Here is a 26,509-nt window from a genome sequence, read left to right on the forward strand (position 1 = left end):
CGTGACGCTGGCCAAGGAGCAGGCGCTCCGCGCGGTGAAGTCGGTGAGCCGGACGGTCGGTCGGCTGACCGCCGGGTCGCGGATGGTGCCGGGATTCCTGATCGTGGGGGCGCAGCGCTGCGGCACCACCTCGCTGTTCAAGACGCTGTCCCAGCACCCGGGGGTGCTGCCGCCCGCCTACCACAAGGGCGTGCACTACTTCGACGTGGACTACCACCGGGGGATGAACTGGTACCTCGGCCACTTCCCCACCACCTCGAAGGCGGAGGCGGTGAAGGAGCAGGTCGGCGTACGCGGGATCACCGGCGAGTCGAGCCCGTACTACATGTTCCACCCGCTGGCGGCGCAGCGGATCGCCGAGGACCTGCCCTCGGTGAAGCTGCTCGTGCTGCTCCGCGACCCGGTGGAGCGGGCCTACTCGGCGCACTCCCACGAGCTGGCCCGGGGCTACGAGACCGAGCCGGACTTCGAGCGGGCGCTGGCGCTGGAGGAGGAGCGGACGGCGGGCGAGCGGGAGCGGATGACCGCCGACCCGACGTACGCGAGCCACCACCTCCAGCACAACGCGTACCTGGCCCGGGGGCGGTACATCGAGCAGGTGGAGCGGCTGGAGGCGCTGGTCGGTCGGGAGCGGCTGCACGTGATCGACAGCGACGACTTCTTCGCCGACCCGCGGCCCTCCTTCGACGCGGTGTGCGACTTCCTCGGCCTGCCCCGGTGGGCGGACATCGCCTTCGGCAAGCACAACTCGCGGTCCCGCTCGCCCATGTCGGCCGAGCTGCGGGCGCGGCTGGAGAACCACTTCGCCCCGTACGACGAGCGGCTGGCCACCTGGTGGGGACGCGTGCCGTCGTGGCGGCGGTGACCCGGGCGGACGCCGGCGCCACCCCGACGCTCACCGCACCGGCCGGCGGACCGGGCGCGGGCGGCGGTCCCGGCGCGGGCCTGGGCGGCGCGGCCCGGCAGGGCTTCGCGAACCTGGTCGGGGTGGGCCTGGCGGCGGTGGCCGGCTTCGGGCTGAACATCGTCATCGCCCGCGGCTGGTCGGTCCGCGAGGCCGGCATGTTCTTCGCGGCCACCAGCGCCTTCATGATCGCGGCGTCGGCGGCGCGGCTCGGCACCGACGTGGGGACCGTCTACTTCGTCAGCCGGCACCGGACGCTCGACCAGCGGGACCGGATCCGCGGCACGATCCTGGCCGGGTTGGTGCCGGTGCTGGCGGTCGGTGCGCTGCTCGGCCTGGCCGGCTGGCTGGTCGCCCCGGCCCTGGCCGAGGCGACCATGCCGGAGGCCGGCCCCGGCGCGGTGACCGCGCTGCGCATCCTGCTGGCGTTCGTGCCGCTGGCCGCGCTGAACGACTACGCGCTGGCCGCCTGCCGCGGCTTCGGCCAGATGCGGCCGCTGCTCACCGTGGAACGGCTGGGCCGCACCCTGGTGCAGTTCCTGGCCGTGGCGGTGGCCGCCTGGCTCGGGCTCTCCGCCACCGTGGCGCTGCCGCTGGCCTGGGTGGTGCCCTACCTGCTCGCCGCCGCGGTCGCGCTGGCCTGGCTGGGCCGGCTGGTCCGCCGGGCCGGCCGGCAGGTGACCCGGCCGGTGCCGACGGGCGAGCTGGTCGGGCCGTTCTGGCGGTTCACCGGGCCGCGCGCGGTCAGCAGCCTGGCCGCGATCGTGGTGCAGCGCCTGGACATCGTGCTGCTCAGTGCCCTGCGCGGGCCGGCCGACGCGGCGATCTACACGGCGGCGACCCGGTTCCTGGCGCTCGGTCAGCTCTCCAGCGTCGCGCTCTCCAGCTCCGTGCAGCACCGGCTGGCGGCCGCCTTCGCCCGTGACGACCGGGCCGAGGCGCGGCAGCTCTACCAGGCCGCGACCGGGTGGCTGGTGCTGCTCTCCTGGCCGGCGTACCTGCTCTTCGCGGCGTTCGCCACGCCGATGCTGGCGCTGTTCGGCTCCGGCTACGGCGACGGTCACCGGGTGGTGCTGCTGCTCGCGCTGACCATGCTGGTGGCCACCGGCTGCGGCATGGTCGACATGGTGCTGAACATGGCCGGCCGGACCGCCTGGACCTTCTACAACGCCATGGCCGGCACGGTGCTCAACGTGGTCGCCAACCTCCTGCTCATCCCGCGGTACGGCATCCTCGGCGCGGCCCTGGCCTGGACCGTCTCCATCCTGGTCACCAACCTGGTGCCGCTGGGCCAGCTCTGGTGGTCGATGCGGCTGCACCCGTTCGGCGCCGGCACCCGGGCCGCCATGGCGCTGGCGGTCGCCGCGTTCGGCGTGCCGCTCGGGGTGGCCAGCCTGCTCGACGCCCCGGCGCCGGTGCTCGCCCTGGTGGCGGCCGGCGGCGCGGCGGCGTACCTGGCCGGCGCCTGGCGCTGGCGGACCACCCTGCACCTCGACGCGCTGCGCGCGCTGCGGCGGGGCCGGAACCGCACCGGCGCGAACTCGGCCGCCCAGTCCTGACCTGTTCCCGCCTACCGATGGGACCCCGATGACCAGCAGCACGCCCCTCGCCCCGCACTCCGGCCTGTCGACCGTGAAGGCCGCGAAGCTCGCCGCCGTCGGCCTGCTGGCGGACCGGAAGGAACGCCGGGAGCTGGAGCGGCCGGTGGAGGCCGCCGGCCGCAGGCTCACCCTGAAGGTCGAGCGGCCGATCTTCATCCTCGGCGCGCCCCGCTCCGGCACCACGTTCCTGGGCAGTTGCGTGGGCGCGCTGCCGGACGTGTCGTACCACTTCGAGCCCCGGCTGACGAAGGCGGTGGCCCGCTGCGTGTACGAGGGGACCTGGACCCCGCAGCGGGCGGCCCGCTACTTCCGCGGCTACTACGGGGCGCTGCTCGCCGCCTCCGGGCACGGCGGGCTGCGGTTCGCCGAGAAGGACCCGGAGAACTGCTTCATCGTGCCCTTCCTGACCGAGGTCTTCCCCGACGCGGTCTTCCTGCACGTCTACCGGGACGGCCGGGACGTGGCGGTGTCGCACGCCGAGCAGCCGTGGCTGAACGCCGCCTCGACGGGCACCGGGAAGAGCGGCCGCGGCGGCACGCCGTGGGGCGCCGCGCCCCGGTTCTGGGTGGAGCCGGAGCGGCGCGAGGAGTTCAGCCAGGTCTCCGACCTGCGCCGCTCGGCCTGGATGTGGCGCCGTTTCACCAGCAGCGCGCTGGCCCAGCTCGCCGGCCTGCCGGCGGACCGGGTCCGGCACCTCCGCTACGAGGACATCGTCAGCCGGCCGGCCGAGGCGGCCGAGGTGGTCGCCGACTTCCTGACCGTCGACGACCCGGCGGGCCGGGAGGCGCTGCACGCCCGGTTCGCCAAGGCCCGGCCGAACTCGGTCGGTCGCTGGCGTCAGCGACTGGCGGAACAGGACCTCGCCGACGTGCTCGCCGAGGCGGGGCCGCTGCTCAGGGAACTCGGCTACACCGCGTAAGGGCCGTCGCGCCGGTAGAGTGCCAGGGGTCGCCCGCCCGTCCCGGCACGCCGCTCCGCTGACGCGGGGCCGCCGGGGCCGACGACCGTGGGGCCGGCGACCATCCTGGGGAGAGGTTGCGGTGGTACGACGGTTACGACGGACGATGGCGGCCGTGTTCGCCCTGGCCTGCCTCGTTCCGGCGGTGGCGGCCTGTGACTTCGGCTCGGCCGACCAGCCGGGCGGTGGCACGACGGCGGTGGCGCCCCCGCCCACGGTGACGCCGCGGACCAGCCCGGTCCGGACCACCGGGCGCGGGCCGGAAGTGCCGGAGAAGGGCGCCTGGGTGGGCGCCTGGGTGAAGCCGCAGTTCCACAACGCCACCGGGCGGGCGGCCGCATTCGACGACTTCAACCGCGCGGCCGGCGGCCAGCTGACCATCGCGCACATGTTCCACGAGTGGAACGAAGCCTTCCCGGGCGCCACCGAGCGGGCCTTCCAGTCCCAGGGGAAGCTCCAGATGATCTCCTGGCAGGGCACCGACACCCGGTCGACGGTCAGCGGCGTGTACGACTCGCTCATCCGGCAGCGGGCCGCGGACGTCAAGGAGTTCGGGGTGCCGGTGCTGCTGCGCTACCGGTGGGAGATGGACCGGCCGAACCTGGCCGCCAGCATGCACTCCCCGGAGGACTACGTCGCCGCCTGGAAGCACGTCCGGGCCATCTTCACCGAGGTCGGCGTCACCAACGCGGCCTGGGTGTGGTGCCCGCACGCGGACGGCTTCGCCGAGCCCGACCGGGACGCCGCCGCCTACTACCCGGGCGACGACCAGGTCGACTGGCTCTGCGCCGACGTCTATCCCGGCCCGGAGTGGAACAGCTTCACCGACCGGATGGACCACTTCATGGCTTTCGCCCAGAAGCACCCGCGGCCGGTGGTCATCGGCGAGTTCGGGCTCACCCAGGAGGGCGGGCCCGGCCAGCGGGCGAACTGGATGCGCGAGGTCGGCCCGTACCTGAAGAAGCACCCGCAGATCAAGGCCGCCGTCTACTTCGCCGCCCGGCAGACCACGAAACCCTTGTACGACAGCACGTTCGGCAACGACCCGGAGAGCGCGGCGGTGTTCCGCGAGATGGCCACCGATCCGTACTTCAACCCCCCGCCGCCGGATCTCAGCGTGTCCTCGGCGCCACCCTCCGTACCAAGTCGATGATCTTCCCTCGTCTTTTCGTGTGACCTGGGGCGTTTCCTCGGCCAAAAAGGCCGATCCCGGGTGGACGGGCGACGGGCGGATGCGAGAAGGTGTTGCTCTCACGTCTGCGGTCGGCCGTGCGGCGCCCCACCTCGCACCGACAACGGCCATGACCGCAGCGCCTCCGACATTTCCTCCGGAGTAGCCTGTGGCTTCCTCGATCCTGAGACACCGCTCGGTGTCCGCACTCGGCGTCGCCGTTCTCGGCATCGCCACCCTTTTCACCCCCGTGCCCGCGCTCGCCGCGCCCGCGCCGGACCACACCACGATGGTCAGCGAGGTGCCGACGGACAAGACGCCGAACATCAACGACGGCAACGTCGTCGCCATCTACGACGCCGGCACCAAGGTGATCGTGGGTGGCTCGTTCACCAAGGCGCAGAACCGCGGCGCGTCGACCACCGAGGTCGCCCGGAAGGGCGTGCTGGCCTTCGACAAGGCGACCGGCAAGCTCGACGAGTCCTTCGCCCCGGTGCTCGACGGCGACGTCACGGCGATCATCGCCGGCCCGACGCCGGGCACCGTCTACCTGGCCGGCACCTTCAACCAGGTGAACGGCACCAACTTCCGGAAGCTCGCCCTGCTCAACGTCGCCGACGGCACGCCGGTCGCCGGCTTCAAGGGCCCGGCGTTCAACGGCACGGTGAGCGACATCGCCCTGGTCGACGGGCGGCTCCTGGTCGGCGGCATCTTCACCACGGTGACCGCGACGACCACCCGTAACGGGCTGGCGTCGCTGAACCCCACCACGGGCGCGGTGACCGACTACCTCACCGTGGCGCTGACCGAGAACCACAACTGGACCAGCACCAACGGCGGCGCGAAGGCCGGCGTCGGTGTGGAGAAGCTGACCGTCTCGCCGGACGGCAAGCACCTCGTGGTCATCGGCAACTTCAAGAAGGCCAACGGCGTCGTCCACGACCAGATCGTCCGGATCGACCTGGGCGACAGCGCGGCCACCATCGCCGACTGGAACACCGACCGCTACTCGGCGGCCTGCCGGTACATCTCGTTCGACTCGTACGTGCGGGACGTGCAGTTCTCCCCGGACGGCAAGTACTTCGTCGTGGTGACCACCGGCGCGTCGTACCCGGGGACGCTCTGCGACTCGGCGGCCCGCTGGGAGACCACCGCCAGCGGTGGCGGCCAGCAGCCGACCTGGGCCAACTACAGCGGCGGCGACACCTTCCTCTCCACCGGGATCAGCGAGAAGGCCATCTACGTCGGCGGCCACTTCCGCTGGTCGAACAACCCGCTCGCGCTCGACAAGGCAGGCCCCGGCGCGGTGCCGCGGGCCAGCATCGCGGCCCTCGACCCGGCCAGCGGCCTGCCGCTGTCCTGGAACCCGGGCCGCCACCCGCGCGGCTACGGCGTCACCGAGATGCTGGTGACCCCGGAGGGCCTCTGGCTGGGCAGCGACCAGGAGTACATCGGCAACTTCGACTACCAGCGGAAGCGGCTCGCGTTCTTCCCGCTGGACGGCGGCAACGCCCCGCACTCGACCAGCACCAAGGGCCTGCCGGGCGACGTCTACCAGGCCGGCCGCGCGGCGCAGACCGAGGTCCTCTACCGGGTCAACGCCGGTGGTCCGGCCATCCCGGCGACCGACGGCGGCCCGGACTGGGCCGGCGACACGGCCACCCAGCCCAGCCCGTACCACAACGGCGGCAACACCGCGCAGGCGTACGGCACCAACGCGACGTTCGACGCGACGGTGCCGGCCAGCACCCCGGCGACGTTGTTCAACGCCGAGCGGTGGGACCAGGCGACCGCCCCGGACATGCAGTGGGACATCCCGATCGCCGCGGGCACCCGGGTCGACGTGCGACTCTACTTCGCCAACCGGTACGCGAAGACCGGCGTGGTCGGCGCGCGCAAGTTCGACGTCAGCGTCGACGGCGTGCTCAAGCTGAACGACTTCGACCCGGTGGCCGGCGCGGGCGGCACCGACCGCGGCACCATGCGGTCCTTCTCCGTGGTCAGCGACGGCGTGGTCGACGTCGACTTCGGCCGGGTCGTGGAGAACCCGCTCATCCAGGGCATCGAGATCGTCAAGACCGCGCCGACGCCGGACGCGGCGGACGTCCTCTACCGGGTCAACGCCGGTGGCGGCCAGCTGGCCGCGCCGAGCGGCCCGGCCTGGGCAACCGACACCGCGACGGCGCCGAGCGCCTACCACAACACCGGTAGCAACGTGCAGACGTACGCCACCGGCGCGGCGCTCGACGCCACCGTGCCGGCCGGCACCCCGGCCACGCTGTTCGACAGCGAGCGCTGGGACCTGGCGACCGCGCCGGACATGCAGTGGGACTTCCCGGTCCCCGCGGGCACCCCGGTGCAGGTGCGGCTCTACTTCGCCAACCGCTACGCCAAGACCGGCGTCGTCGGCGCGCGCAAGTTCGACGTCAGCGTCGACGGCGTGCTCAAGCTGAACGACTTCGACCCGGTGGCCGGTGCCGGCGGCACCAACCGGGGCACCATGCGGGCCTTCGCGGTCACCAGCGACGGCAACATCGACATCGACTTCGGTCGGGTCCTGGAGAACCCGCTCGTCCAGGGCATCGAGATCGTCAAGCTCCCGCCGGTGCCGCCCGCCACCACGCTTGACAGCATCACCAAGCGGTCGTACGACGGCGCGACCGCGGTGGGCAACGCCAGCTCGGTGGCCAACCCGGACAACACCAAGTGGTCCACGGTCAAGGGCGCCTTCTGGGTCGGCGGTGACCTGTTCTACGGCGTCAACGGCGACCTCTACAAGCGCTCGTTCGACGGCACCACGTTCGGCACCCCGAAGAAGCTCGACCCGTACCACGACGCCAAGTGGGACCTCGTCGTCACCGGCTCCGCGCCGGAGGGCTCGACCTACGCGGGCATGACGGTCAACTTCTCCGCCGAACTGCCGAACGTGACCGCCATGTTCTACAGCGGCGGCCGCATCTACTACACGCTGGCCGGCCAGAGCACCCTGTTCTGGCGCGGGTTCACGCCCGACACCGGCGTCGTCGGCGCCGAGCGGGCCACGGTCGCCGGCACCACGGCGTTCGCCGACGCGGGCGGCCTGTTCCTGGACGGCAGCACCCTCTACGTCGTCTCCCGGACCACCGGCAACCTCTCCTCGATGGCGTGGTCGGACGGCGCGCCGACCGGCTCCGCCACGGTGCGCAGCGGCCCGGGCGTCGACAACGTGGACTGGCGCGGCACGTCGGTCTTCGTCGGCCCCTGAGCCGAAGCGGTACGACACGACGATGGCCCGGCCGGTATCGGCCGGGCCATCGCCCTTTTCCGTCGTCGGTTCAGACGCGGGGCGCCGTGTGCTCCCGCGCCCAGACCCGCATCAGGTCGCGTACCGAGATGACTCCGGCCACCTCGCGACCGTCGAGCACCACCAGGTGCCGGAAGCCGCCCCGGGCCATCGCCGCGGCCGCCTCCTCCACCGTCCAGTCCGGGCCCGCGTAGACCACGTCCCAGGTCAGATGGGCTCCCGTGCGTTCGACGTCCGGGTCGAGCCCGGCCCCGATCGCGTTGAGCACGTCGCGTTCGGTCATGATCCCGACCCCCTCGGAGTCCGGGTCGATCACGACCGCCGACCCGACCCGTCGGGCCGACATCATCCGGGCCGCCTGGCGGAGCGTGTGCTCCGGGCCGACCACGAGAATCTCACTGGACATCGCTTCCCGTACCTGCATCACATCACTCCTGTGGGACGGCGGCCTCGGTACGGACATGGTGGGCCATCGATGCGGAACGGGACAAGACCGGGCATCGCCACGAACAGCGCGGGATCGCTACTGTCGTGAGGTGCCCACCGAGCCCCTCCGCTGCGCCGGCGCGCTGATCGTCGACGACGACGGCCGCATCTTCATCCAACGCCGGTCCCCCGAGCGGCGCCTCTTCCCCAACTGCTGGGACATCGTCGGCGGCCACCTCGAACCGGGCGAGGAGGTGGAGGACGCGCTGCGCCGGGAGGTCACCGAGGAGACCGGCTGGACCGTCTCGCACGTGCTCGGCCAGGTCGGCGAATACCGGTACACCGGCGACGACGGGCTGACCCGCGTGGAGACCGACTTCCTGGTCCGGGTGGACGGCGACCTGAGCCGGCCCCGGCTCGAGGCGGGCAAGCACACCGAGTTCCGCTGGCTGGCGGAGCAGGACGTCGACCTGCTCGACGAGCACCGCGACGTCAACGACGGGCTGATCCGGCGGATCGCCGAGAACGCCTTCGCCGCCCTGCGTTCGATCGGTCTGTGAGCGCGACGATTCCCGGTCGCGGCGCGCCGCGGTCTCCGACGCACCGGGTCGAAGCGGGCGACGCCGTCGAGCTGCCGCCGCACCGGTTCGCGGGGCTGGTCGCCCCGGCCGTCGACCGGGCCTTCGTCGCCGGCATGCTCGCCGGCCGCGACGGCGGCGGCGCGGAGCTGAGTTCCCGGTACGGGGGACCGGCGGCCACCGGCTTCCTCGTGGAGTTCCGCACCCGGCTGGCCGTGCCGGGCGGCACGGTGGACGCCGAGGGCTTCGCGGCGGTGACCCGCTACCGGGACCCGGCCGCCTGCCAGCGGGCGCTGGACAAGCAGGTCGCGTACGGGATGATCCAGCGCTTCCCGGACGGCGGCTTCTGCGCCACCGAGCGCGGGCTCGCCTTCCTGGCCGAGCTGTTCGGCGTGCACGGCGAGGTGACCGAGGAGCTCTGGGCGGGGCACGACGACCGGGTGGCGCGGCTGGTCCCGGCGCTGGGCCGGGTGCTGGCGTACGCGTTCGCGGCGGCGGAGCCCGGCGCCTTCGCGACCATGGCCCCGCCGCACGAGCCGGACGGCACCCCGCCTGGGGTGCTGCTGCTCAACCGGCTGGGCACGCTGCGCTACCACCGCGCGGACGCGCACGCGGCCGCGTGGACGGCGGCGGGGCACACGGCGGCGAGCGTCGTCGAGCTGCCCGACGGGCCGGAGCGCCTGGCGATCGAGCAGGAGACGGACCGCCGGGCGGCCGGCCCGTGGGCGGTGCTCGCCGCGGAGGAACGCCTGGAGCTGCTCGCCGACCTGGCCGCCCTGCCGGGCTGAACCACGGCCGGCGGCGGCGCGACGATATCCTCCCCGGGTGGAGCGGAGTCGAGAAGAGGATGGTGCCGGCATGATCGGGATGGTGCTCGCGGCCGGTGCGGGGCGCCGACTGCGCCCGTACACCGACACCCTGCCCAAGGCCCTGGTGCCGGTCGACGGGGAGACCACCATCCTCGACATCGCGCTGCGCAACCTCGCCGAGGTGGGGCTGACCGAGGTCGTGATCGTGGTCGGCTACGCGGCGGACGCGGTCCGGCAGCGGCAGGCCGCGCTGGAGGAGAAGTACGGCGTCACGATCACCCTCGTGCACAACGACAAGGCCGAGGAGTGGAACAACGCGTACTCGCTCTGGCTGGCCCGTGAGCACTTCTCCCGGGGTGTGCTGCTGGTGAACGGCGACACCGTGCACCCGGTGAGCGTGGAGAAGACCCTGCTGGCCGAGCGCGGCCCGGGCATCCTGCTGGCCATCGACAACATCAAGGCGCTGGCCGAGGAGGAGATGAAGACGACCTTCGACGCGGCCGGCCAGCTCACCCGCATCACCAAGATCATGGACCCTGGCGAGGCGTACGGGGAGTACATCGGGGCGACGCTGATCGAGCCGCAGGTGGCCGACGCGCTCGCCGACGCCCTGGAGGCGACCTGGCGGCGCGACCCGAACCTCTACTACGAGGACGGCTACCAGGAGTTCGCCGATCGGGGCGGCGAGGTGCGGGCCGCCCCGATCGGGGACGTCTCGTGGGTCGAGGTCGACAACCACGCCGACCTGGCCCGGGCGCGGGAGATCGCGTGCCGCTACTAGCCCGGACGATCCTCACCCCGCTGCACATCGACGTGCGGCGCGGTGCGGTGGCCGACCTCGCCACGATCCTGGTCGACGGGCGGATCTCCGCCGGCGGCGACGTGGCGGTGGTGGTCGGCCCCGGGCAGGGCGAGCAGATCGCCGAGCTGATCCGCCCCTCACTGCGGTCGGCGGACGTGTTCACCGTGGCCGGCGGCACCCTGGACGCCGCCGACGACCTGGGCGCCAAGCTGCGCAGCCGGTCGTACGACGCGGTGGTGGGCATCGGCGGCGGCAAGACCATCGACGTGGCGAAGTACGCGGCCACCCGGCGCGGCCTGCCCATGGTCACCGTGGCTACCGCGCTGGCCAACGACGGCATCGCCTCGCCGGTGGCCAGCCTGGTCACCGAGGGCATCAAGGGCTCCTACGGGGTGCACATCCCGATCGCCGTGATCGTGGACCTGGACTTCGTCGAGGCGGGGCCGGAGCGCCACAACCGGGCCGGCATCGGCGACGTGGTGAGCAACATCAGCGCGCTGGCCGACTGGGAGCTGGCCCGGCAGGTACGCGGGGAGCCGGTGGACGGCCTGGCCGCCTCGCTGGCCCGGATGGGCGCGGAGGCGGTGCTCGCCCACCGGGGCGACATGAGCGACGACGCCTTCGTCACCGTGCTGGCCGAGGCGCTGATCTCCACCGGTCTGGCCATGGCGGTCTGCGGCACCAGCCGCCCGGCCAGCGGCGGCTGCCACGAGATCATGCACGCCGTCGACTCGCTCTACCCGGGCACCGCCTCGCACGGCGAGCTGGCCGGCCTCGGCGCGCTGTTCTGCACCTTCCTCCGCGGCGACGAGCGCCGGCTCACCGAGATGTCGGCCTGCCTGGCCCGGCACGGCCTGCCCCGGCTCCCCGCCGACGTGGGCCTGACCGACGAGCAGTTCGTGGAGGCGGTGCAGTTCGCGCCGGCCACCCGGCCGGACCGCTACACCATCCTCGAACACCTGGCGATGTCGCCTACCGAGACGCGGGAGCGGCTGGCAGACTACGCCGGTGCACTCCGCGACCTTGGCTGAGCCGTCCCGCCCCTCCGTCGCCGACTTCCACCGGGTCAACCGGGGCGGCGGCCTGTTCAGCGAGTCGATCAGCCAGTGGATCGGCGCGGTCTTCGCCCTGGTGGCCCAGCGCCTGGGGTTGCGCCCGACCGCGCTGACCCTCACCAACCTGGTGCTCGGCCTGGCCGCCTCGGTCACCGTGGTCGCGCTCGCCCCGAAGGTCGCCGCCGGCTCCGTGCCGGCCTGGGCCGTCGGGCTGGTCGCCCTGGTCGGCTGGCAGGTCGCGTACGCGCTGGACTGCGCCGACGGTCAACTCGCCCGGGTGACCGGGCAGGGCAGCGCGGCCGGCGCGCGGGTCGACGTGCTCTGCGACGTGGCCGCCCAGATCGCCCTGGTCACCGCACTCGGCGCGACCGCCGTGGCGCAGCGCCCCTCGACGCCCACCTGGCTGATCGCGGTCTTCGCCGGCACCTGGATGGTCAACCTGGTCACCTCGGTGATGCAGGCCGGCCCGAACGCGGCCAGCATGGTCACCTCGACCAAGCTCCCGGTCCGCCTGGCAAAGCTCGTCCGCGACTACGGCGCCGTGATCTTCCTGGCCGGCCTGGTGCTGACCTTCGCCCCCGCCCTGACCGTCTGGGTGATCGTCGCCTTCACGATCGTCAACGGCGGCTTCCTCCTGGCCAGCATCGCCTTCTCGGCCCGCGCCTCCCTCCGCTGACCACCCGCCCGGTCCGCTCGCGCCCACCTCCCCGCCGCCCCGACCTCGTTGATCATGAGGTTGGCCGACGGGGAACGCGCTTTCCGGACCCGCTAACTTCATGATCGACGCGTGAAGGCGGCGCGCCCCCGGGTCAGCGGTGGGGCGTGCGGGTGACGTCGGCGTAGATGTCGATGAGGCGCTTTGTCACCACGTCGGGGTGGAAGGTGCGCTCGTAGCGGGTGCGGGCCGCCGGGGCGAGTGTCGCCGCGCCGGCGCGGGCCACCGGGAGGGCGGCGGCCAGCGCCTCCGGGTCGGGTGCCACCACCCAGCCGGCCTCGCCGCGCTGCACCCCCCGCGGCAGGGAGACGTGTCCGTCGCCGGGTGCCGCGGTGGCCACCTCGGCCGGGCCGGTCCCGGCGGGTTCCCGGGGATCGTCGGCCCCGACCAGGTAGGGGATGCCGCCCAGCGCGGTGCCGAGCACCGGGCGGCCGCTGGCCAGCGCCTCGATGATCACGGTGGGCAGCACGTCGTGCCAGGTGGAGGTGGCCAGCACCACGGCGCTGTCGGCCAGCGCGGCGCGTACCCCGGGCCGGTCGAGCTGGCCCAGGTAGACCACGTCGGGCCGGTCGGCGGCGGCCGCCTCGGCCAGCGGCCGCAGCTCGCCGTCGCCGGCGATCCGCAGCGGGCCCAGCGAGCCCACCGGATGCCGCCGCCACGCCGTCAGCAGCAGGTCGAGCCCCTTCTCCGGGCTCAGCCGGCCCATGAAGAGGAACCCGTCCCCGGGCGGTGCCGGGGTCCCCGGGTCGGGCACCGCGTTGGGCTTGACCACGATCCGCTCGTCCGGGATGCCGTAGTCCCGCAGATGGTCGGCGACCGCCGTGGTGAGCGCGATGTACCGGTCCACCGACTTCCAGGTCGGGCGGTGCACGGCGAGCGTGGTGGCCATCAGGGCGCTCTGCGCCCGGGAGCCCCGGTAGCAGCGGTGCACGATCGCCGGCACGCCCAGCGCCCGGCCCCGGCAGTCCTGGCAGATCACCCCGTCGCGGAAGTAGAGCCCGGAGGAGCAGACCTGGCGGTAGTTGTGCACCGTCTGCACCACCGGCACCCCCCGCTTGTGCGCGGTCCGCACCACCCAGGGCGAGAGCAACGGGTACGGGTTGTGCAGGTGCAGCACGTCCGGGCGGTGCTCGGTGAGCAGCCGGTCCAGGTCGTGCTGGGCCTTCGGGGCCCAGATCGGCGAGATCGGCAGCAGCGCCTTGGCCGGCTTCGACATCGCGGGGATCTCGTCGGAGCTGCGCAGGAACGGCAGCACCTCCACCCCGGCCGCGGTGAGCTGGGCGATCTCCGCGTCGACGATGGTGTTCTCGCCGGAGGGCTGGGCTTCCCGGTACCGGTTGTGCGCCACCACGATTCTCACGGGAAAGAAGGCTACCGTTGTGGCGTGCCTGAACTACCGGAGGTGGAAGCGCTCGCCGGCTACCTGCGCGAGCGGGCGGTCGGCCGCCGCGTCGAGCGGGTCGAGGTGGCCGCGATCAGCGCGCTGAAGACGTACGACCCGCCGCCGAGCGCGGTCGCCGGCCGGACGGTCACCGGCGCGGGCCGGTACGGGAAGTTTCTGGATGTCCGGTTCGACGAGGGCCTGCACCTGGTGGCGCACCTGGCCCGGGCGGGCTGGCTGCACTACCGGGAGGCGTTCCCGTCGGCCGCCCCGCTGCGCCCCGGCAAGGGCCCGATCGCCCTGCGGTTACGCCTCGACGACGGCTCGGGCTTCGACCTGACCGAGGCGGGCACGCAGAAGAAGCTGGCCGCGTACCTGGTGACGGACCCGGCCCTGGTGCCCGGGGTGGGGAAGCTGGGCCCGGACGCCCTGGAGGCCGACCTGGCCACCTTCGCCGCCCGGCTGCGCAGCCGCCGGGGGCAGGTCAAGGGGGTGCTGACCGACCAGTCGGTGCTGGCCGGGATCGGCAACGCCTACTCCGACGAGATCCTGCACGCCGCGAAGCTCTCCCCGTTCGCGATCACCGACCGGCTGACCGACGACCAGCTCGCCACGCTGCACGCGGCGACCCGCGCGGTGCTCGGCGACGCGGTCCGCCGCTCGATGGGGCAGCGGGCCGCGGAGCTCAAGGGTGAGAAGCGCTCCGGGCTCAAGGTCCACGCCCGGAAGGGGCTCCCGTGCCCGGTCTGCGGCGATCTGGTGCGGGAGGTGTCGTTCGCCGATTCGAGCCTCCAGTACTGCCCCACCTGTCAGACCGGCGGCAAGCCGCTGGCTGACCGACGGTTGTCCCGCCTCGTACGGTGAGTAATCGCACTCCGCGATTACGGAGAGGAATCGTCCCGGGATCGCGGAAGGTCCCACTCCGCACCTCTACCGGGGCCGCCATCCATCGGTATAGTGGCTCGGTCCCCGGCTTCACAACCGACTCGAAGCCGGCCAGATCTCCGCGAGCACCATCGGACGGCTTCTCCCTCGGGGGGCGGTCCGGGCCGGGCCCGCGTGGGAGACTGGGACGGTGGGCGACCCGGGCCCTCACGGCGAGTGAGGGCGCGTGTCATGCGGGAGGACACTGGTTGAGGTGACGACAAGCCTCCAGCGCCCGGTAACCAACACAGGCCGGAGCAAGAGCGTGCGGCACGTCGACAGCTTCGAGATCCAGCCGCCGACTCCGCCGTCGCACAACGGCGTACCCCGGTTGGCGTGGGCCCGTGCCCGGCGCCGGGTGTCCCGCTGGCATCGCCCCTACATCGCGATCCTGCTGCTGCTCGACTTCGGCGCGGCGGCGCTGGCCAGCCTGCTGGCCATCCAGATCTTCGAGCAGGCCGACTCGGGCTTCCGGCACGCGCCCCAGTCGTGGTTCTACACGGTCGCGTTCGTGCTGCTGCCGCTCGGCTGGCTGCTCATCCTGTGGGGCAACCGGGCGTACGACCGGCGCTACCTCGGCCTCGGGCCGGACGAGTTCAAGCGGGTGACCCGGGCCGGCGTGGCGGTCGCCGCCACCGTCTCCTTCATCGCGTTCGCCACGAAGACCTACTCGCTCTCGCGGTGGACGGTCGGCTTCGCCCTGCTCGGCGCGATGCTGCTGATCCTGCTGGTCCGGATGCTGGCCCGGATGACGCTGCACGCCGTCCGCCGCCGGGTCGGCCAGGCCGGGCACCGGATGGTGCTGGTCGGCACCCTGCCGGAGTGCCTGGAGGTCTACACGGCGGTCACCCGCAACCCGGGGGCCGGCCTGGTCCCGGTGGCCATCCACCTCACCGACGGCTACGCCGCCGCCCGCGGCATCGAGACCCCGGTGCCGGTCTACGCCGGCCGGGACGTGCTCGCCCTGGTGCGCGAGGTCGGCGGGGACACCATCGCGGTCTGCGGCTCGGCGAGCGCCGAGCCGGGCGAGCTGCGCCGGATGGCCTGGCAGCTGGAGGGCTCCGGGGTCGACCTGGTGGTCGCGCCCCAGCTCACCGACATCGCCGGCCCGCGGGTGCACATCCGCCCCATTGAGGGCCTGCCGCTGCTGCACGTCGAGGAGCCGACCCTGTCCGGGCCGGCGCTGCTCGCCAAGAGCCTCATGGACCGGGTCGCCGCCGGGCTGGGCCTGCTGCTGCTGACCCCGCTCTTCCTCGCGATCGCCATCGCCATCCGAGTCTCCGACCCCGGGCCGGTCTTCTTCCGGCAGCCCCGGGTCGGGCACGAGGGGCGCACCTTCCGGGTCTGGAAGTTCCGCACCATGTACGTCGACGCCGAGGAGCGGCTGGCCGGCCTGGTCGACCAGAACGAGACCGACGGCATGCTGTTCAAGATGAAGCAGGACCCCCGGGTCTTCCCGGTGGGCCGCTTCCTGCGCGCCTCCTCGCTGGACGAGCTGCCCCAGCTGATCAACGTGCTCTGGGGCGAGATGTCGCTGGTCGGCCCGCGCCCGCTCCCCGCCGACGACGGCGACTTCCTGGGCGACGTCCGGCGCCGGCTGCTGGTCCGTCCGGGCATGACCGGGCTGTGGCAGGTCTCCGGCCGCTCCGACCTCTCCTGGGACGAGGCGGTCCGGCTCGACCTCTACTACGTCGACAACTGGTCGCTGGCGTACGACCTGAGCATCCTGTGGCGGACCGTCGGGGTGGTGCTCGCCCGCAAGGGCGCGTACTAGCGCTTCGGGCCGCCACCCGTCAGGATCGCGGGCGTGGGTGGCAACCTCTCGGCCGTGTTCGGCGTCGTCTCGCTGGTCACCGCGCTGGCCGCGGCGCTCTGGGCGGTGCTGCGGCTGCGCGCCCGCCGGGGCATCGCCACGGCCACCCAGCGGGCCACGTACGAGGTGCTGCACACCGCCGGGCTCGCCGCCGAGCCGCTGCGGGGCGGCCTGAGCGCGGCGGGCGCGGCGAAGGCCGTACGCCATCTGCGGGCCCTGGTGGGTGCGGCCGGGCTCGCCCTGACGGACCGGGAGGTCCTGCTCGCCCTCGACGGTCAGGGCGCGCACCACGGCGACCAACTGCTCGCGGCGGCCCGGAAGGCGGTCGGCGTCGGGCGCTCGACCGTGCTGCGCGAGTCGGAGCTGCACTGCGACCTGGTCGACTGCCCGGTCCGGGGCGCCGTGGTGGCCCCGCTGAGCGCCGACGGCCGGGTGGTCGGGGCGCTGGTGGCGGTGGCCGACGAGCAGCCGGCCCCGGGCCTCGTGCAGGCGACCCTGGAGACCGCGCACTGGGCCGGCGACCAGCTCGCCCTGGCCGAGCTGGACTCCTCGCGGGAGCGCCTGGCGCGGGCCGAGGTACGCGCGCTGCGCGCCCAGATCAGCCCGCACTTCATCTACAACGCGCTGACCGCGATCGGCTCGTTCGTCCGGACCGACCCGGAGCGGGCCCGCGAGCTGATCCTGGAGTTCGCCGAGTTCACCCGCTACTCGTTCCGGGCGCACGGGGAGTTCACCACGCTCGCCGAGGAGCTGCGCTCGATCGACCGCTACCTGACCATCGAGCGGGCCCGCTTCGGCGAGCGGCTCCAGGTGCGCCTCCAGATCGCGCCGGAGGTGCTGCCGGTGACCCTGCCGTTCCTCTGCCTCCAGCCGTTGGTGGAGAACGCGGTCCGCCACGGGTTGTCCCGCAAGCCGGGCACCGGCATGGTGAGCATCGAGGCCCGGGACGCGGGCGCCGAATGCCACATCACGGTGGAGGACGACGGGGTGGGGATGGATCCGACGACGCTGACCGCCGGCATCGCCGAGGTCTCCGGCGCCGGCAGCGACCCGGCCGAGGACCCGGGCCAGCACGTCGGCCTCTCGAACGTCGACGAGCGGCTCCGGTCGGCCTTCGGGGACCGGTTCGGCCTGGTCGTCGAGACCGGCCTGGGCTCGGGTACGAAGGTCAGCATGCGGGTGCCGAAGTTCCACCCCGGGGTACGGGCGACGTCATGAACGCCGCGACCGGGTTTCTGCGCGTGCTGGCGGTCGACGACGAGCCGCCGGCGCTGGACGAGCTGGCGTACCACCTGCGGGCCGATCCCCGGGTGGCTCGGCTGGACACGGCTGGCGACGCCACCGAGGCGCTGCGGGTGCTGCGCGACAGCGACGTGGACGTGGTGTTCCTGGACATCCGGATGCCCGGTCTGGACGGCATGGAGCTGGCCCGGGTGCTGCGGCGCTTCGCCCGGCCGCCGGCGATCGTCTTCGTGACGGCGTACGACGACGGCGCGGTGGACGCCTTCGACCTGGGCGCCACGGACTACGTGCGCAAGCCGGTCCGCGCCGAGCGGCTGGCCGAGTCGCTGCGCCGGGTGATCGGCGCGCGGGTGGTCCCGTCGCATCCGGCGGCGCTGGCCCGGGCCGAGGAGGATCCGACCATCCCGATCGAGCTGGCCGGCACCACCCGGATGCTGCCCCGCTCGGCGGTGCGTTGGGTGGAGGCGCAGGGCGACTACGCCCGGCTGCACACGTCGGACGGCTCCCACCTGGTCCGGGTGTCGCTGGCCACCCTGGCCGAGCGCTGGGCCGACGCGGGGTTCGTCCGGATCCACCGGTCCTACCTGGTGCAGCTCAAGCTGATCGCCGAGCTGCGGCTGGTCAACTCCGGCTACGTGGTGGTGATCGACGGGACCGAGCTGCCGGTGAGCCGCCGGCACACCCGGGAGCTGAAGGACAAGCTGGTCCGCGCGGCCAAGCAGGACTGGAACCGCTGATCCCGGAATTTCTTCGCCGGTCGGGAATACGCCCCCGTTGTCGTACGCTGTACGGGACGCCGTACGACACAGTGGAGACCGCATGCCCGACAGCCGCTACGACGCCGCTACCGAATTCGACCGTCAACTCGACCACCTGGTCCAACTCGGCTACCCGGCCCTGGCCGGGCTGACCGAGGACGCCTTCCGGGACCTGCTCACCCCCCTGCGCGGGGCCGCCGTCGGCCGGGCGGCCGACCTGCCCGCGCCCACCGACGGGCGGGTGCCCTTCCTGCTGGTGACCACCCGCGAGCTGGTGCCTGTCCAGGAGCGGATCGCGCTGACCACGCTCGCCGGCAAGCGGAAGCCCGGCATCCTCGACCGGAACTTCCCCGCCGACGACCTGCCGACGTTCGACCCGATCAAGGAGCTGGAGGTGCCGGCCGGGCCGGCGTACCTGCTCTTCGACGTCGATCGGGGCGAGGAGTACCGGAACCTGCCGCCCTCGGCCGCGCTGGCCGACATGACCGAGCGGGGCCGGCTGCCGATCACCATCGACGAGGGCCTCGCCTTCGTCACCCTGCACCCGCCGGCGCTGGCCAGCAACCGGTGCTTCTCGCTGGTCGGCTCCCGCTGCGGCGACAAGCGGGTGCCGGCGCTCTGGATCAGCCAGGGCACGCCGAAGCTCGGCTGGTGCTGGTTCGGCAACCCGCACACCTGGCTCGGCTCGGCCACCGCCGATCCGGTGCGGGTCGGGCTCGGCTGAGCCATGGGGGCGGGACCGCCTGGTCCCGCCCCCGGCACCGCTCAGGGCGCGGCGAGGAGAAACTGTTTCCAGATGCGCCCGTCCTGTGTCAGGACCAGGTGGTCCGCCTCCGCCTCCGGCTCCGGACCGCCGCCGCCGCCGAAGAGCCATGCGTAGCCCGGCACGACGCAGACCGAGGCGACGGGCATCCCGTCCCCTCGCGCCACCGTGAAACTTCGACCGTCATCCCGGCTCACCAGCACTTCCTGTGCGCGGGCATCGTCCGGGCCGGTCTGGGTGATGGCCAGCAGGGACCCGTCCGAGCCCACCGTCAGGTCCCAGTGCGCCACCTCCGGCAGACCGGTCAGGGTTGTCGACCAGCTTCTCCCACCGTCCTGGGTCCGCTCCAGCGTCACCGCCCCGTCCGCGCCGGAGACGAGCTGGTAGCCCTTCCGTTCGTCAACTGCCACCAGCGCCAGAAGACTCTTCCCCGTCGGTGGCGTCCAGGTCGTCCAGGTCACGCCCCGATCGGTGCTGCGGGCCCCGACCTCGGCCTGGTTGACCCCGTACGTGATCCAGATGCTGCCGTCCGATGCGGGGTAGAGGCTGAAGAACGGAAGCAGTGACGGCGGCGGTCCGCTGAGCCGGTAGACGCCTCCCGTCGACGGGTCCACCGCGAGCGGTTGGTCCACAGCCTGGCACGGGAACTGACAGAAGACGGGCCGGGCGGTCGGCGGGAAGGCCCGCACCGCGGTGATCGCCTCGTGCGCGTCCTGCCAGGTGCGGCCATAGTCGGTGGAGAGGCGACGCAACCCGCCGTCGTAGACCAGATAGGTGCGGTCCCCCAATACGGAATACTCCAGATTTGCCCTACTCGCGGCCGGTCCGGGCTCGCATCTGGTGGCCTGGTACCGGGCGTCGTCCCAGTCGGACCAGGTCCGGCCCCCGTCGGTGGTGCGGGCGAAGCGCAACACGCAGCCGTCGACGCGCACATCGACCCCCGACTCCGGGCCGGTCAGCGTGAAGTCGCCGGGCTTTCCCGGCAGGCTCGGGCCGGGCGACGGCAAGGGGGGCTCCGCCGACCCGGACCGTTTCGGCTGGGCCACCAGAGGCACGACGATCAGGGTCGCCAGCAACGCCAGCGCGGTCGCGCCCAGCGCGCCGGACCGGCGTCGGCGGGAACGTGCCACGGACCGCAGCTCGTCGAGCGGCGGCTGCCGGACGGCGCCGGCGATCGTGTCGACCTGGAAGCCGGAGAATTCACGATCGGACATGGATCCTCCCGGTGCTGGTGCTGCCGCTGACGTCGGAATCCGTGAGCAGCGCCGCGAGGGCCTGCCGCCCACGGGAGAGCCGGGACTTCACCGTGCCGGCGGACACGCCGAGGGTCGCCGCGATCTCGTCCACCGGAAGGTCGACCAGGTAGTGCAGCGCCAGCGCGGTCCGTTGCCCCTCGGGCAGCTCCCGCATGGCAGCCAGCAGGGCCAGGTGATCCGGCGAGCGGTCGGCGACGGCGGGCGGCGGACCGATCCGGAGCAGCAGCCGGTCGAGGACCCGTCGCCGCCGGTGCCGGCTGCGGGCGACGTTCACCGCGACCCGCCGCAGCCACGCCTCCGGGTTGTCCAGCCGCGCGAACCGTCCGGGCGCGGCCAGGGCTCGGGTGAATGCCTCCTGAACCGCTTCCTGGGCCTCGCTGAGGTCGCCGGTCACGGCATAGAGCTGGACCACCAACCGCCGGAAAGCACCGGCGTAGAGCTCGGAGATCAGATCACCGTCGGACACCGTCACCTCCCTTCACACCTCTCCCACTCGTCGGGCGGGCGGAAGGTTCCCGGAGAGAAGATCACAGTCGTCGCCGAGGGGCAGCACTCTGGCATCCCGCTCCGTCGTCCACAACGAGGCGGCCGTCATCCACCGGGTTGTCCACAGGAGTGAAGCGTTATCCACAAGTTGTGCACAGCTCCGTCCCGGCGCTCTTGACATTCCCGCTGAGCAGGCGAGACTGCCGGGGATGACCGGAGCGGAGGAGCGGGACGTTCCGGGGCGGCGCGCGCAGGCGGCTCCGGTGCCGGTCCCGCGTGCCCCGCAGCCGGCGCGGACCCGCGTCGTGCTGGCCGAGGTCTCCCGGCCGGCCAGCCGCGCCGACCGCACCCGCTCCGAGCTGACCCAGCAGACCCGGGTCGGCGAGACGCTGGTGCGGGGCCTCATGCGGGCCCAGCTCTCGCTCGCCCTGCGGCTGAGCCTGCTGGTGGTGATCGGGCTGGGCGGCCTGCCGTGGCTCTTCGCCATCGCGCCGTCGGTCGGCCGGGTCACCCTGCTGGGCGTCAACCTGCCCTGGCTCCTGCTCGGCGTGGTCGCCTTCCCGTTCCTCATCGCGGTCGGCTGGGCGTACGTGCGGCTGGCGGAACGGAACGAGCAGGACTTCACCGACCTGGTCCAGCGGCCGGAGCGCTGATGTCCAACGGCTACGTGGTCCCCGCGATCGTGGCGGTCACCCTGGTCACCGTCGGGATCGGCTTCTACGGGCTGCGGCTGGCCCGGACCACCTCCGACTTCCTGGTCGCCTCCCGGGCGATCAGCCCGACGTGGAACGCCGCCGCCATCGGCGGGGAGTACCTGTCGGCGGCGAGCTTCCTGGGCGTGGCGGGGCTGATCCTCAAGTACGGCGTCGACGTGCTCTGGTACCCGGTCGGCTTCGCCGCCGGCTACCTGGCGCTGCTGCTCTTCGTGGCCGCCCCGCTGCGCCGCTCCGGTGCGTTCACCCTGCCCGACTTCTGCGAGGTGCGGCTGGGCTCGCGACGGCTGCGGAAGCTGGCCACCGTCTTCGTGATCTTCATCGGCTGGCTCTACCTGGTGCCACAGCTCCAGGGCGCCGGGCTGACCCTGGCCACGGTGGCCGGCTCGCCCTATCCGGTGGGGGCGCTGCTGGTCGCCGTGGTGGTGACCGCGAACGTGGCGTTGGGCGGGATGCGGGCGATCACCTTCGTGCAGGCCTTCCAATACTGGTTGAAGCTCACGGCGCTGGCCGTACCCGCGATCTTCCTGGCGTTGCAGTGGCAGGCGGACGCCCGCCCGGCGGTGACCCCGCCCGACGGGCCGGCGTTCCGGACCGCGACCACCGTGGTGGTCGAGCACCGCGCGACGCTCACCCTGCCCGACGGCGACATCCGGGAGGTACGCCCCGGCGACCGTCTCGACTTCGCCGCCGGCGACCCGGTGCCGGAGGTCTCCGGCACGGCCACCGACGCCAGCGACTGGCTGCTGCCGGACACGGCCGGCGACGACGACCGGGGCCTGTTCGGGACGTACTCGCTGATCCTGGCCACCTTCCTCGGCACCATGGGCCTGCCGCACGTGCTGGTGCGCTTCTACACGAACCCCGACGGCGCCGCGGCCCGGCGCACCACGCTGGTGGTGCTGGCCCTGGTCGGCGTCTTCTACCTGCTGCCCACGATCTACGGCGTGCTGGGCCGGATCTACACGCCGCAACTGCTGGTCACCGGGCAGACCGATGCCGTGGTGGTGCTGCTGCCGGGTGCGGCGCTGGGCGACGGCACCACCGGCCGGCTGCTCGCCGCGCTGGTGGCCGCGGGCGCGTTCGCGGCGTTCCTCTCCACCTCGTCCGGCCTGCTCACCAGCGTGGCCGGGGTGATCTCCACGGACGTCCTCGGCCGCGGCTCGGTCCGCGGCTTCCGGCTGGCCACGGTGATCGCCGGCGGGGTGCCGGCGGTGCTCGCGCTCAACGTCTCCGGGCTGGACGTCTCCCAGGTGGTCGGGCTGGCCTTCGCGGTGGCCGCGTCGAGCTTCTGCCCGCTGCTGGTCCTCGGCATCTGGTGGCGCGGCCTGACCGACCTGGGCGCCGCCGCCGGGGTGCTGGTCGGCGGCGGCGCCGCGATCGGCGCGGTGCTGCTCACGGTGCTCGGCCCGCCGCTGTCCGGCTGGCCGGCCACGCTCACCACCCAGCCGGCCGCGTGGACGGTGCCGCTGGCGTTCACCGTGATGGTGGCGGTGTCGATGGCCACCCGGCGGCGGCTGCCCCGCGACGTCGGCGTCACGATGCTCCGCCTGCACACCCCGGAGACGCTACGCCTCTGACCTGGGGAGTCGATCTGAAAGGCTTCTACGCTCCCGAGACGGACACCCTGAGCCACGGCTATCCCGTCCTGCCTGGAGGCACGCCTTGAGCCGCATCGAGTTCTACCGAGACGACCGCGGGATCGCCGAGTACCGCACCACCGACCGCCGGCTCGACTGCCTGGGCATGTGGCTGACCGACGACATCCAGAGCGTCCACGAGACGTGCCTCGACCTGCTGGCCGACCTGGAGGACATCGCCGCCGGCCGCAAGGAGGGCGAGAGCTGGGAGGGCAACGCCTGGGCCGCCGAACTCAGCGCGGAGGGCGTGGACCTGCAGAACCTCTGGCGTGACGTGCTCAAGGCCCACTATCCGCTTCAGGAGACCCGGCGGGTGGTGGCCCAGTACTGGCGGCTGCTGGCCGACGATCCCGACCGGGCCCGGGCCGTCGCCGAGTGGGAGAGCGACAACGGTCGGCCCCACCCGTGGGACGGGCTCTGACGCGTACGGCTCAAGGAGGACGGGAAGATCATCCTTCGGCCGGATCGACCGCTGGTGGCGGCGGGCTACGGTCGGGGGCATGACCGATCAGCACCCGGCACTGTCCCTCCGTGGCCTGGCCAAGCGGTTCGACACGAAGGTGGCGGTCGCCGGCGTCGACCTCGACGTGCCGACCGGCTCGTTCTACGGGCTGCTCGGCCCGAACGGGGCCGGCAAGACGACCACCCTCTCCATGGCCGTCGGCCTGCTGCGGCCCGACGCCGGCCAGGCCCGGGTGCTGGGGTACGACGTCTGGGCCGACCCGGTGCGCGCCAAGGGGCTGCTCGGCGTGATGCCCGACGGGGTACGCCTCTTCGACCGGCTCAGCGGGGCGGAGCTGCTGGCGTACCAGGGTCTGCTGCGCGGCATGGACCCGGCGGTGGTCGACCAGCGGGCGGCGGAGCTGCTCGACGTGCTGGCGCTCACCGACGCCGGCCGCACCCTGGTGGTCGACTACTCGGCCGGCATGAAGAAGAAGATCGGCCTGGCCTGCGCGCTCCTGCACGGCCCCCGCCTTCTGGTGCTGGACGAGCCGTTCGAGGCCGTCGACCCGGTGTCCGCGGCCCTGATCCGGGACATCCTGCACCGCTACGTCGTGGGCGGCGGCACGGTGATCTTCTCCAGCCACGTCATGGAGGTGGTCGAGCGGCTCTGCTCGCACGTGGCGATCCTGGCCGACGGCCGGATCAAGCGGGTCGGCACGCTCACCGAGGTGCGCGGCGACCGGTCGCTGGAGGAGGTCTTCGTCGAGGTGGTCGGCGGGCGTACGGCGACGGGCGAGGAGCTGTCGTGGCTGTCCCGGTGACCGCGTCCGAGCGGCCGGCCCGGGCCGTCTCGCCCCGGCACTTCGTCCGCCTCAAGCTGCGGGTGCTGCGCAACAACTTCCGCGGCCAGGCGTGGCGGATCGCGCTGTTCGTGGGCGGCGTGCTGTTCGGGCTGTGGTTCGCCGTCGGGGGCTTCTTCCTGTTCGCCGCGCCCGGCCTGGCCGGTGAGTCCCGGTACGCGCTCATGACCGCCGCGTTCGGCGGCGGCCTGCTGGCCCTCGGCTGGCTGCTGCTGCCGCTGGTGTTCTTCGGCGTGGACGAGACCCTGGACCCGGCCCGGTTCGCGCTGCTCCCGCTCTCCCGCAGCACCCTGGTCACCGGCCTGTTCGCGGCCGCCCTGGTCAGCGTCCCGGTGCTGGCGACGCTGGTGACGGTCGCCGGGCTGGTGGTCACCGCCGGCGCGCTGGGCGGCTGGTTCGCCGCGCTGGTCGCGGTGCTCGGGGTGCTCCTCGGCCTGCTGCTCTGCGTGGCCGGCGCACGCGCGGTGACCAGCGCCTTCGCCACCATGCTCCGCTCCCGCCGGGTGCGCGACCTGGCCGCCGTGCTGCTCGCGGTCCTCGCCGCGCTGCTCGGCCCGTTGCAGTTGCTGGTGGTCGGCGCGGTCCAGCAGGCCGACTGGGACCGGCTCACCGGGGTGGCCCGGGTGGTGGGCTGGACCCCGTTCGGGGCGCCCTGGACGGCCGGTGTCGAGGTGGCCGAGGGGCACCCCGTCGCGGCCGTGCTGAAGCTGCTGATCACCGTGGCGGCGATCGGCGTACTCCTACTCTGGTGGTCGCGGTCGCTGGAGTCGGCCATGGTGGGCGCGGCGAGCGCCGGGCCGGCCCGGGACCGGCGCGGCGCGGCGGCCGCCGGCGCGGTCGGGCAGCTCTTCCCCCGGGCGGTCGGCTGGGCCCGTCGGGACCGGTTCGGCGCGCTGGTCGCCCGGGAGTGCCGCTACTGGTGGCGGGACGCCCGGCGGCGGGCCAACCTGATCACCGTGGCGGTGGTCGGCATCTTCGTGCCGGTGATGGTCAACCTGGGCGGCTCCCGGTTCGCCACCGAGGGCGGGGCCGCGTTCGGTCAGGCCACCGCCAACTCGTCCCCCGTGCTGGTCAGTCTCTCGATGCTCTTCGTCGGGGTGCTCGCCTCGGTGACCCTGGCCAACCAGTTCGGCTTCGACGGCAGCGCGTACGCCGCCAACGTGGTGGCGGGCGTGCCGGGGCGGGTGGAGCTGCGGGCGCGGATGGTCGCGTTCTCGCTCTACGTGGTGCCGATCCTCGGCACGGTCGCCGTGGTGCTGGCCGTCGTGCTCGGGCGACCCGGCTGGCTCGGCGTGATGGCCGGCGGGCTGTTCGCCGCGTACGGCTGCGGGCTGGCGATCAACGCGACGGTCTCGGTGCTCGGCGGCTACGCGCTGCCGGAGACCAGCAACCCGTTCGCCATGAACACCGGCGCCGGCATGGCGAAGAGCCTGTACGCCCTGGTGTCGATGGTGGCCTCGGCGGTGGCGGGCCTGCCCGTGGTGGTGGCCGCCGCGCTGCTCGGCGACGTCTGGCTCTGGCTGGCCCTGCCGGTCGGCCTGGCGTACGGGCTGGGTGCGGCGCTGCTCGGCGCGTACCTGGCCGGGGACGTGCTGGACCACCGCCAGCCGGAGCTGCTGGCCGCCGTCACCCCCAGGCGCTGATGCCGGTCGTCGAGGCGGTGACCCGGCGCAGGAATGCGTAGAGGTTGTGGCCGTCGCCCACGCTCGTCACGCTGACCAGTTCCCAGCCGTAGTGGGAGAGGTGCTCGACCGCCTCCATGAGCGGCCGGAACCCGCTGCCTCCCCACGGGTGCCGGGCGGCGACGACGAGGTGCCGGTGCGGGTAGGCGTCGAGATCGACCCGGCCGCCGAGGACGGCCTCGGCGCTGACGACGCGCTCCTGGGCGAGCTGCTGCGGTGAGACGAGAGACATGCCCGGGAGGGTA

Annotated in this window: 25 protein-coding genes; 20 read left to right on the forward strand and 5 right to left on the reverse strand. The window is 73.2% G+C overall.

The features are described 5' to 3' along the window. Position 1: 1 nt before the first annotated feature. The 5 genes from FXF50_RS17145 (at position 2) to FXF50_RS17165 (ending at position 7,878) form a co-directional block, all read left to right on the forward strand. Positions 2–865 (forward strand): sulfotransferase, encoded by an 864-nt coding sequence (locus FXF50_RS17145; RefSeq protein WP_148428998.1) that lies wholly within the window; start codon positions 2–4, stop codon positions 863–865. Then, on the forward strand, positions 835–2,463 hold the full coding sequence (locus FXF50_RS17150) for a lipopolysaccharide biosynthesis protein (protein ID WP_255510081.1): 1,629 nt from the start codon (positions 835–837) through the stop codon (positions 2,461–2,463). Before FXF50_RS17145 ends, FXF50_RS17150 begins: the two co-directional genes overlap by 31 nt. Positions 2,464–2,491: 28 nt before the next feature. After that, positions 2,492–3,424, forward strand: a complete 933-nt coding sequence (locus tag FXF50_RS17155; protein ID WP_148429000.1) for a sulfotransferase — start codon at positions 2,492–2,494, stop codon at positions 3,422–3,424. 145 nt (positions 3,425–3,569) lie between these two features. Then, a complete protein-coding gene (locus FXF50_RS17160) occupies positions 3,570–4,616 on the forward strand; it encodes a glycoside hydrolase family 26 protein (RefSeq protein WP_148429002.1) in 1,047 nt (348 codons plus the stop codon). A gap of 217 nt (positions 4,617–4,833) precedes the next feature. After that, on the forward strand, positions 4,834–7,878 hold the full coding sequence (locus FXF50_RS17165; protein WP_255510082.1) for a malectin domain-containing carbohydrate-binding protein: 3,045 nt from the start codon (positions 4,834–4,836) through the stop codon (positions 7,876–7,878). Between the two features lie 70 nt (positions 7,879–7,948). On the opposite strand, the gene FXF50_RS17170 is transcribed toward FXF50_RS17165, so the two are convergent. Further along, positions 7,949–8,341 (reverse strand): cyclic nucleotide-binding/CBS domain-containing protein, encoded by a 393-nt coding sequence (locus tag FXF50_RS17170; protein ID WP_148429006.1) that lies wholly within the window; start codon positions 8,339–8,341, stop codon positions 7,949–7,951. A gap of 112 nt (positions 8,342–8,453) precedes the next feature. Between FXF50_RS17170 and FXF50_RS17175 the strand changes: the two genes are divergently transcribed. The 5 genes from FXF50_RS17175 (at position 8,454) to FXF50_RS17195 (ending at position 12,263) form a co-directional block, all read left to right on the forward strand. Beyond that, positions 8,454–8,903, forward strand: a complete 450-nt coding sequence (locus FXF50_RS17175; RefSeq protein WP_187399707.1) for an NUDIX hydrolase — start codon at positions 8,454–8,456, stop codon at positions 8,901–8,903. Beyond that, positions 8,900–9,709: a hypothetical protein gene (locus FXF50_RS17180; protein ID WP_255510083.1), complete on the forward strand. Its 810-nt coding sequence runs from the start codon at positions 8,900–8,902 to the stop codon at positions 9,707–9,709. The genes FXF50_RS17175 and FXF50_RS17180 overlap by 4 nt, the downstream gene beginning before the upstream one ends. Positions 9,710–9,779: 70 nt before the next feature. Then, positions 9,780–10,511 carry a sugar phosphate nucleotidyltransferase gene (locus FXF50_RS17185; protein WP_148429008.1) on the forward strand — a complete coding sequence of 244 codons (732 nt, stop codon included), beginning with the start codon at positions 9,780–9,782 and terminating at the stop codon, positions 10,509–10,511. Then, a complete protein-coding gene (locus FXF50_RS17190) occupies positions 10,499–11,563 on the forward strand; it encodes an iron-containing alcohol dehydrogenase family protein (protein ID WP_148429010.1) in 1,065 nt (354 codons plus the stop codon). The genes FXF50_RS17185 and FXF50_RS17190 overlap by 13 nt, the downstream gene beginning before the upstream one ends. Beyond that, on the forward strand, positions 11,541–12,263 hold the full coding sequence (locus tag FXF50_RS17195) for a CDP-alcohol phosphatidyltransferase family protein (RefSeq protein WP_148429012.1): 723 nt from the start codon (positions 11,541–11,543) through the stop codon (positions 12,261–12,263). Before FXF50_RS17190 ends, FXF50_RS17195 begins: the two co-directional genes overlap by 23 nt. 133 nt (positions 12,264–12,396) lie before the next feature. Here the strand turns inward: FXF50_RS17195 and FXF50_RS17200 are convergent, their stop codons facing one another. Continuing rightward, a complete protein-coding gene (locus FXF50_RS17200) occupies positions 12,397–13,662 on the reverse strand; it encodes a glycosyltransferase family 4 protein (protein WP_148429014.1) in 1,266 nt (421 codons plus the stop codon). Between the two features lie 24 nt (positions 13,663–13,686). Here FXF50_RS17200 and FXF50_RS17205 point away from each other — a divergent pair, with 24 nt between their 5' ends. The 5 genes from FXF50_RS17205 (at position 13,687) to FXF50_RS17225 (ending at position 19,144) form a co-directional block, all read left to right on the forward strand. Continuing rightward, positions 13,687–14,547, forward strand: coding sequence for an Fpg/Nei family DNA glycosylase (locus FXF50_RS17205; RefSeq protein ID WP_148429016.1), 861 nt, complete (start codon positions 13,687–13,689; stop codon positions 14,545–14,547). A gap of 325 nt (positions 14,548–14,872) precedes the next feature. Next, positions 14,873–16,381, forward strand: coding sequence for a sugar transferase (locus FXF50_RS17210; protein ID WP_148429018.1), 1,509 nt, complete (start codon positions 14,873–14,875; stop codon positions 16,379–16,381). Between the two features lie 33 nt (positions 16,382–16,414). Further along, a complete protein-coding gene (locus FXF50_RS17215; protein WP_148429020.1) occupies positions 16,415–17,638 on the forward strand; it encodes a sensor histidine kinase in 1,224 nt (407 codons plus the stop codon). Further along, a complete protein-coding gene (locus FXF50_RS17220; RefSeq protein ID WP_091316510.1) occupies positions 17,635–18,399 on the forward strand; it encodes a LytTR family DNA-binding domain-containing protein in 765 nt (254 codons plus the stop codon). The genes FXF50_RS17215 and FXF50_RS17220 overlap by 4 nt, the downstream gene beginning before the upstream one ends. Positions 18,400–18,481: 82 nt before the next feature. Further along, complete coding sequence (locus FXF50_RS17225; RefSeq protein ID WP_148429022.1) at positions 18,482–19,144, forward strand: DUF5701 family protein; 663 nt, start codon at positions 18,482–18,484, stop codon at positions 19,142–19,144. A gap of 41 nt (positions 19,145–19,185) precedes the next feature. Here FXF50_RS17225 and FXF50_RS17230 read toward each other — a convergent pair whose 3' ends face one another. Both FXF50_RS17230 and FXF50_RS17235 read right to left on the reverse strand, forming a co-directional pair. Next, entirely contained in the window at positions 19,186–20,313 is a 1,128-nt protein-coding gene (locus FXF50_RS17230) for a hypothetical protein (RefSeq protein ID WP_148429024.1), read from the reverse strand. Between the two features lie 70 nt (positions 20,314–20,383). Then, on the reverse strand, positions 20,384–20,905 hold the full coding sequence (locus FXF50_RS17235) for an RNA polymerase sigma factor (protein ID WP_148429026.1): 522 nt from the start codon (positions 20,903–20,905) through the stop codon (positions 20,384–20,386). A gap of 229 nt (positions 20,906–21,134) precedes the next feature. Between FXF50_RS17235 and FXF50_RS17240 the strand changes: the two genes are divergently transcribed. The 5 genes from FXF50_RS17240 (at position 21,135) to FXF50_RS17260 (ending at position 26,225) form a co-directional block, all read left to right on the forward strand. Then, complete coding sequence (locus FXF50_RS17240; protein ID WP_255510084.1) at positions 21,135–21,578, forward strand: hypothetical protein; 444 nt, start codon at positions 21,135–21,137, stop codon at positions 21,576–21,578. Continuing rightward, positions 21,578–23,218 carry a cation acetate symporter gene (locus tag FXF50_RS17245; RefSeq protein ID WP_148429028.1) on the forward strand — a complete coding sequence of 547 codons (1,641 nt, stop codon included), beginning with the start codon at positions 21,578–21,580 and terminating at the stop codon, positions 23,216–23,218. Before FXF50_RS17240 ends, FXF50_RS17245 begins: the two co-directional genes overlap by 1 nt. 85 nt (positions 23,219–23,303) lie before the next feature. Next, positions 23,304–23,699: a hypothetical protein gene (locus tag FXF50_RS17250; protein WP_148429030.1), complete on the forward strand. Its 396-nt coding sequence runs from the start codon at positions 23,304–23,306 to the stop codon at positions 23,697–23,699. Between the two features lie 79 nt (positions 23,700–23,778). Next, a complete protein-coding gene (locus FXF50_RS17255; protein ID WP_091316495.1) occupies positions 23,779–24,543 on the forward strand; it encodes an ABC transporter ATP-binding protein in 765 nt (254 codons plus the stop codon). Then, entirely contained in the window at positions 24,528–26,225 is a 1,698-nt protein-coding gene (locus tag FXF50_RS17260) for an ABC transporter permease (RefSeq protein ID WP_148429032.1), read from the forward strand. Before FXF50_RS17255 ends, FXF50_RS17260 begins: the two co-directional genes overlap by 16 nt. Here the strand turns inward: FXF50_RS17260 and FXF50_RS17265 are convergent. Next, positions 26,209–26,496 carry a hypothetical protein gene (locus FXF50_RS17265; RefSeq protein WP_148429034.1) on the reverse strand — a complete coding sequence of 96 codons (288 nt, stop codon included), beginning with the start codon at positions 26,494–26,496 and terminating at the stop codon, positions 26,209–26,211. The two genes, FXF50_RS17260 and FXF50_RS17265, sit on opposite strands and share 17 nt — an antisense overlap. Positions 26,497–26,509: the final 13 nt, after the last annotated feature.

Source organism: Micromonospora sp. AP08 (genome assembly GCF_008085935.1).
Classification (GTDB): Bacteria; Actinomycetota; Actinomycetes; order Mycobacteriales; family Micromonosporaceae; genus Micromonospora; species Micromonospora chersina.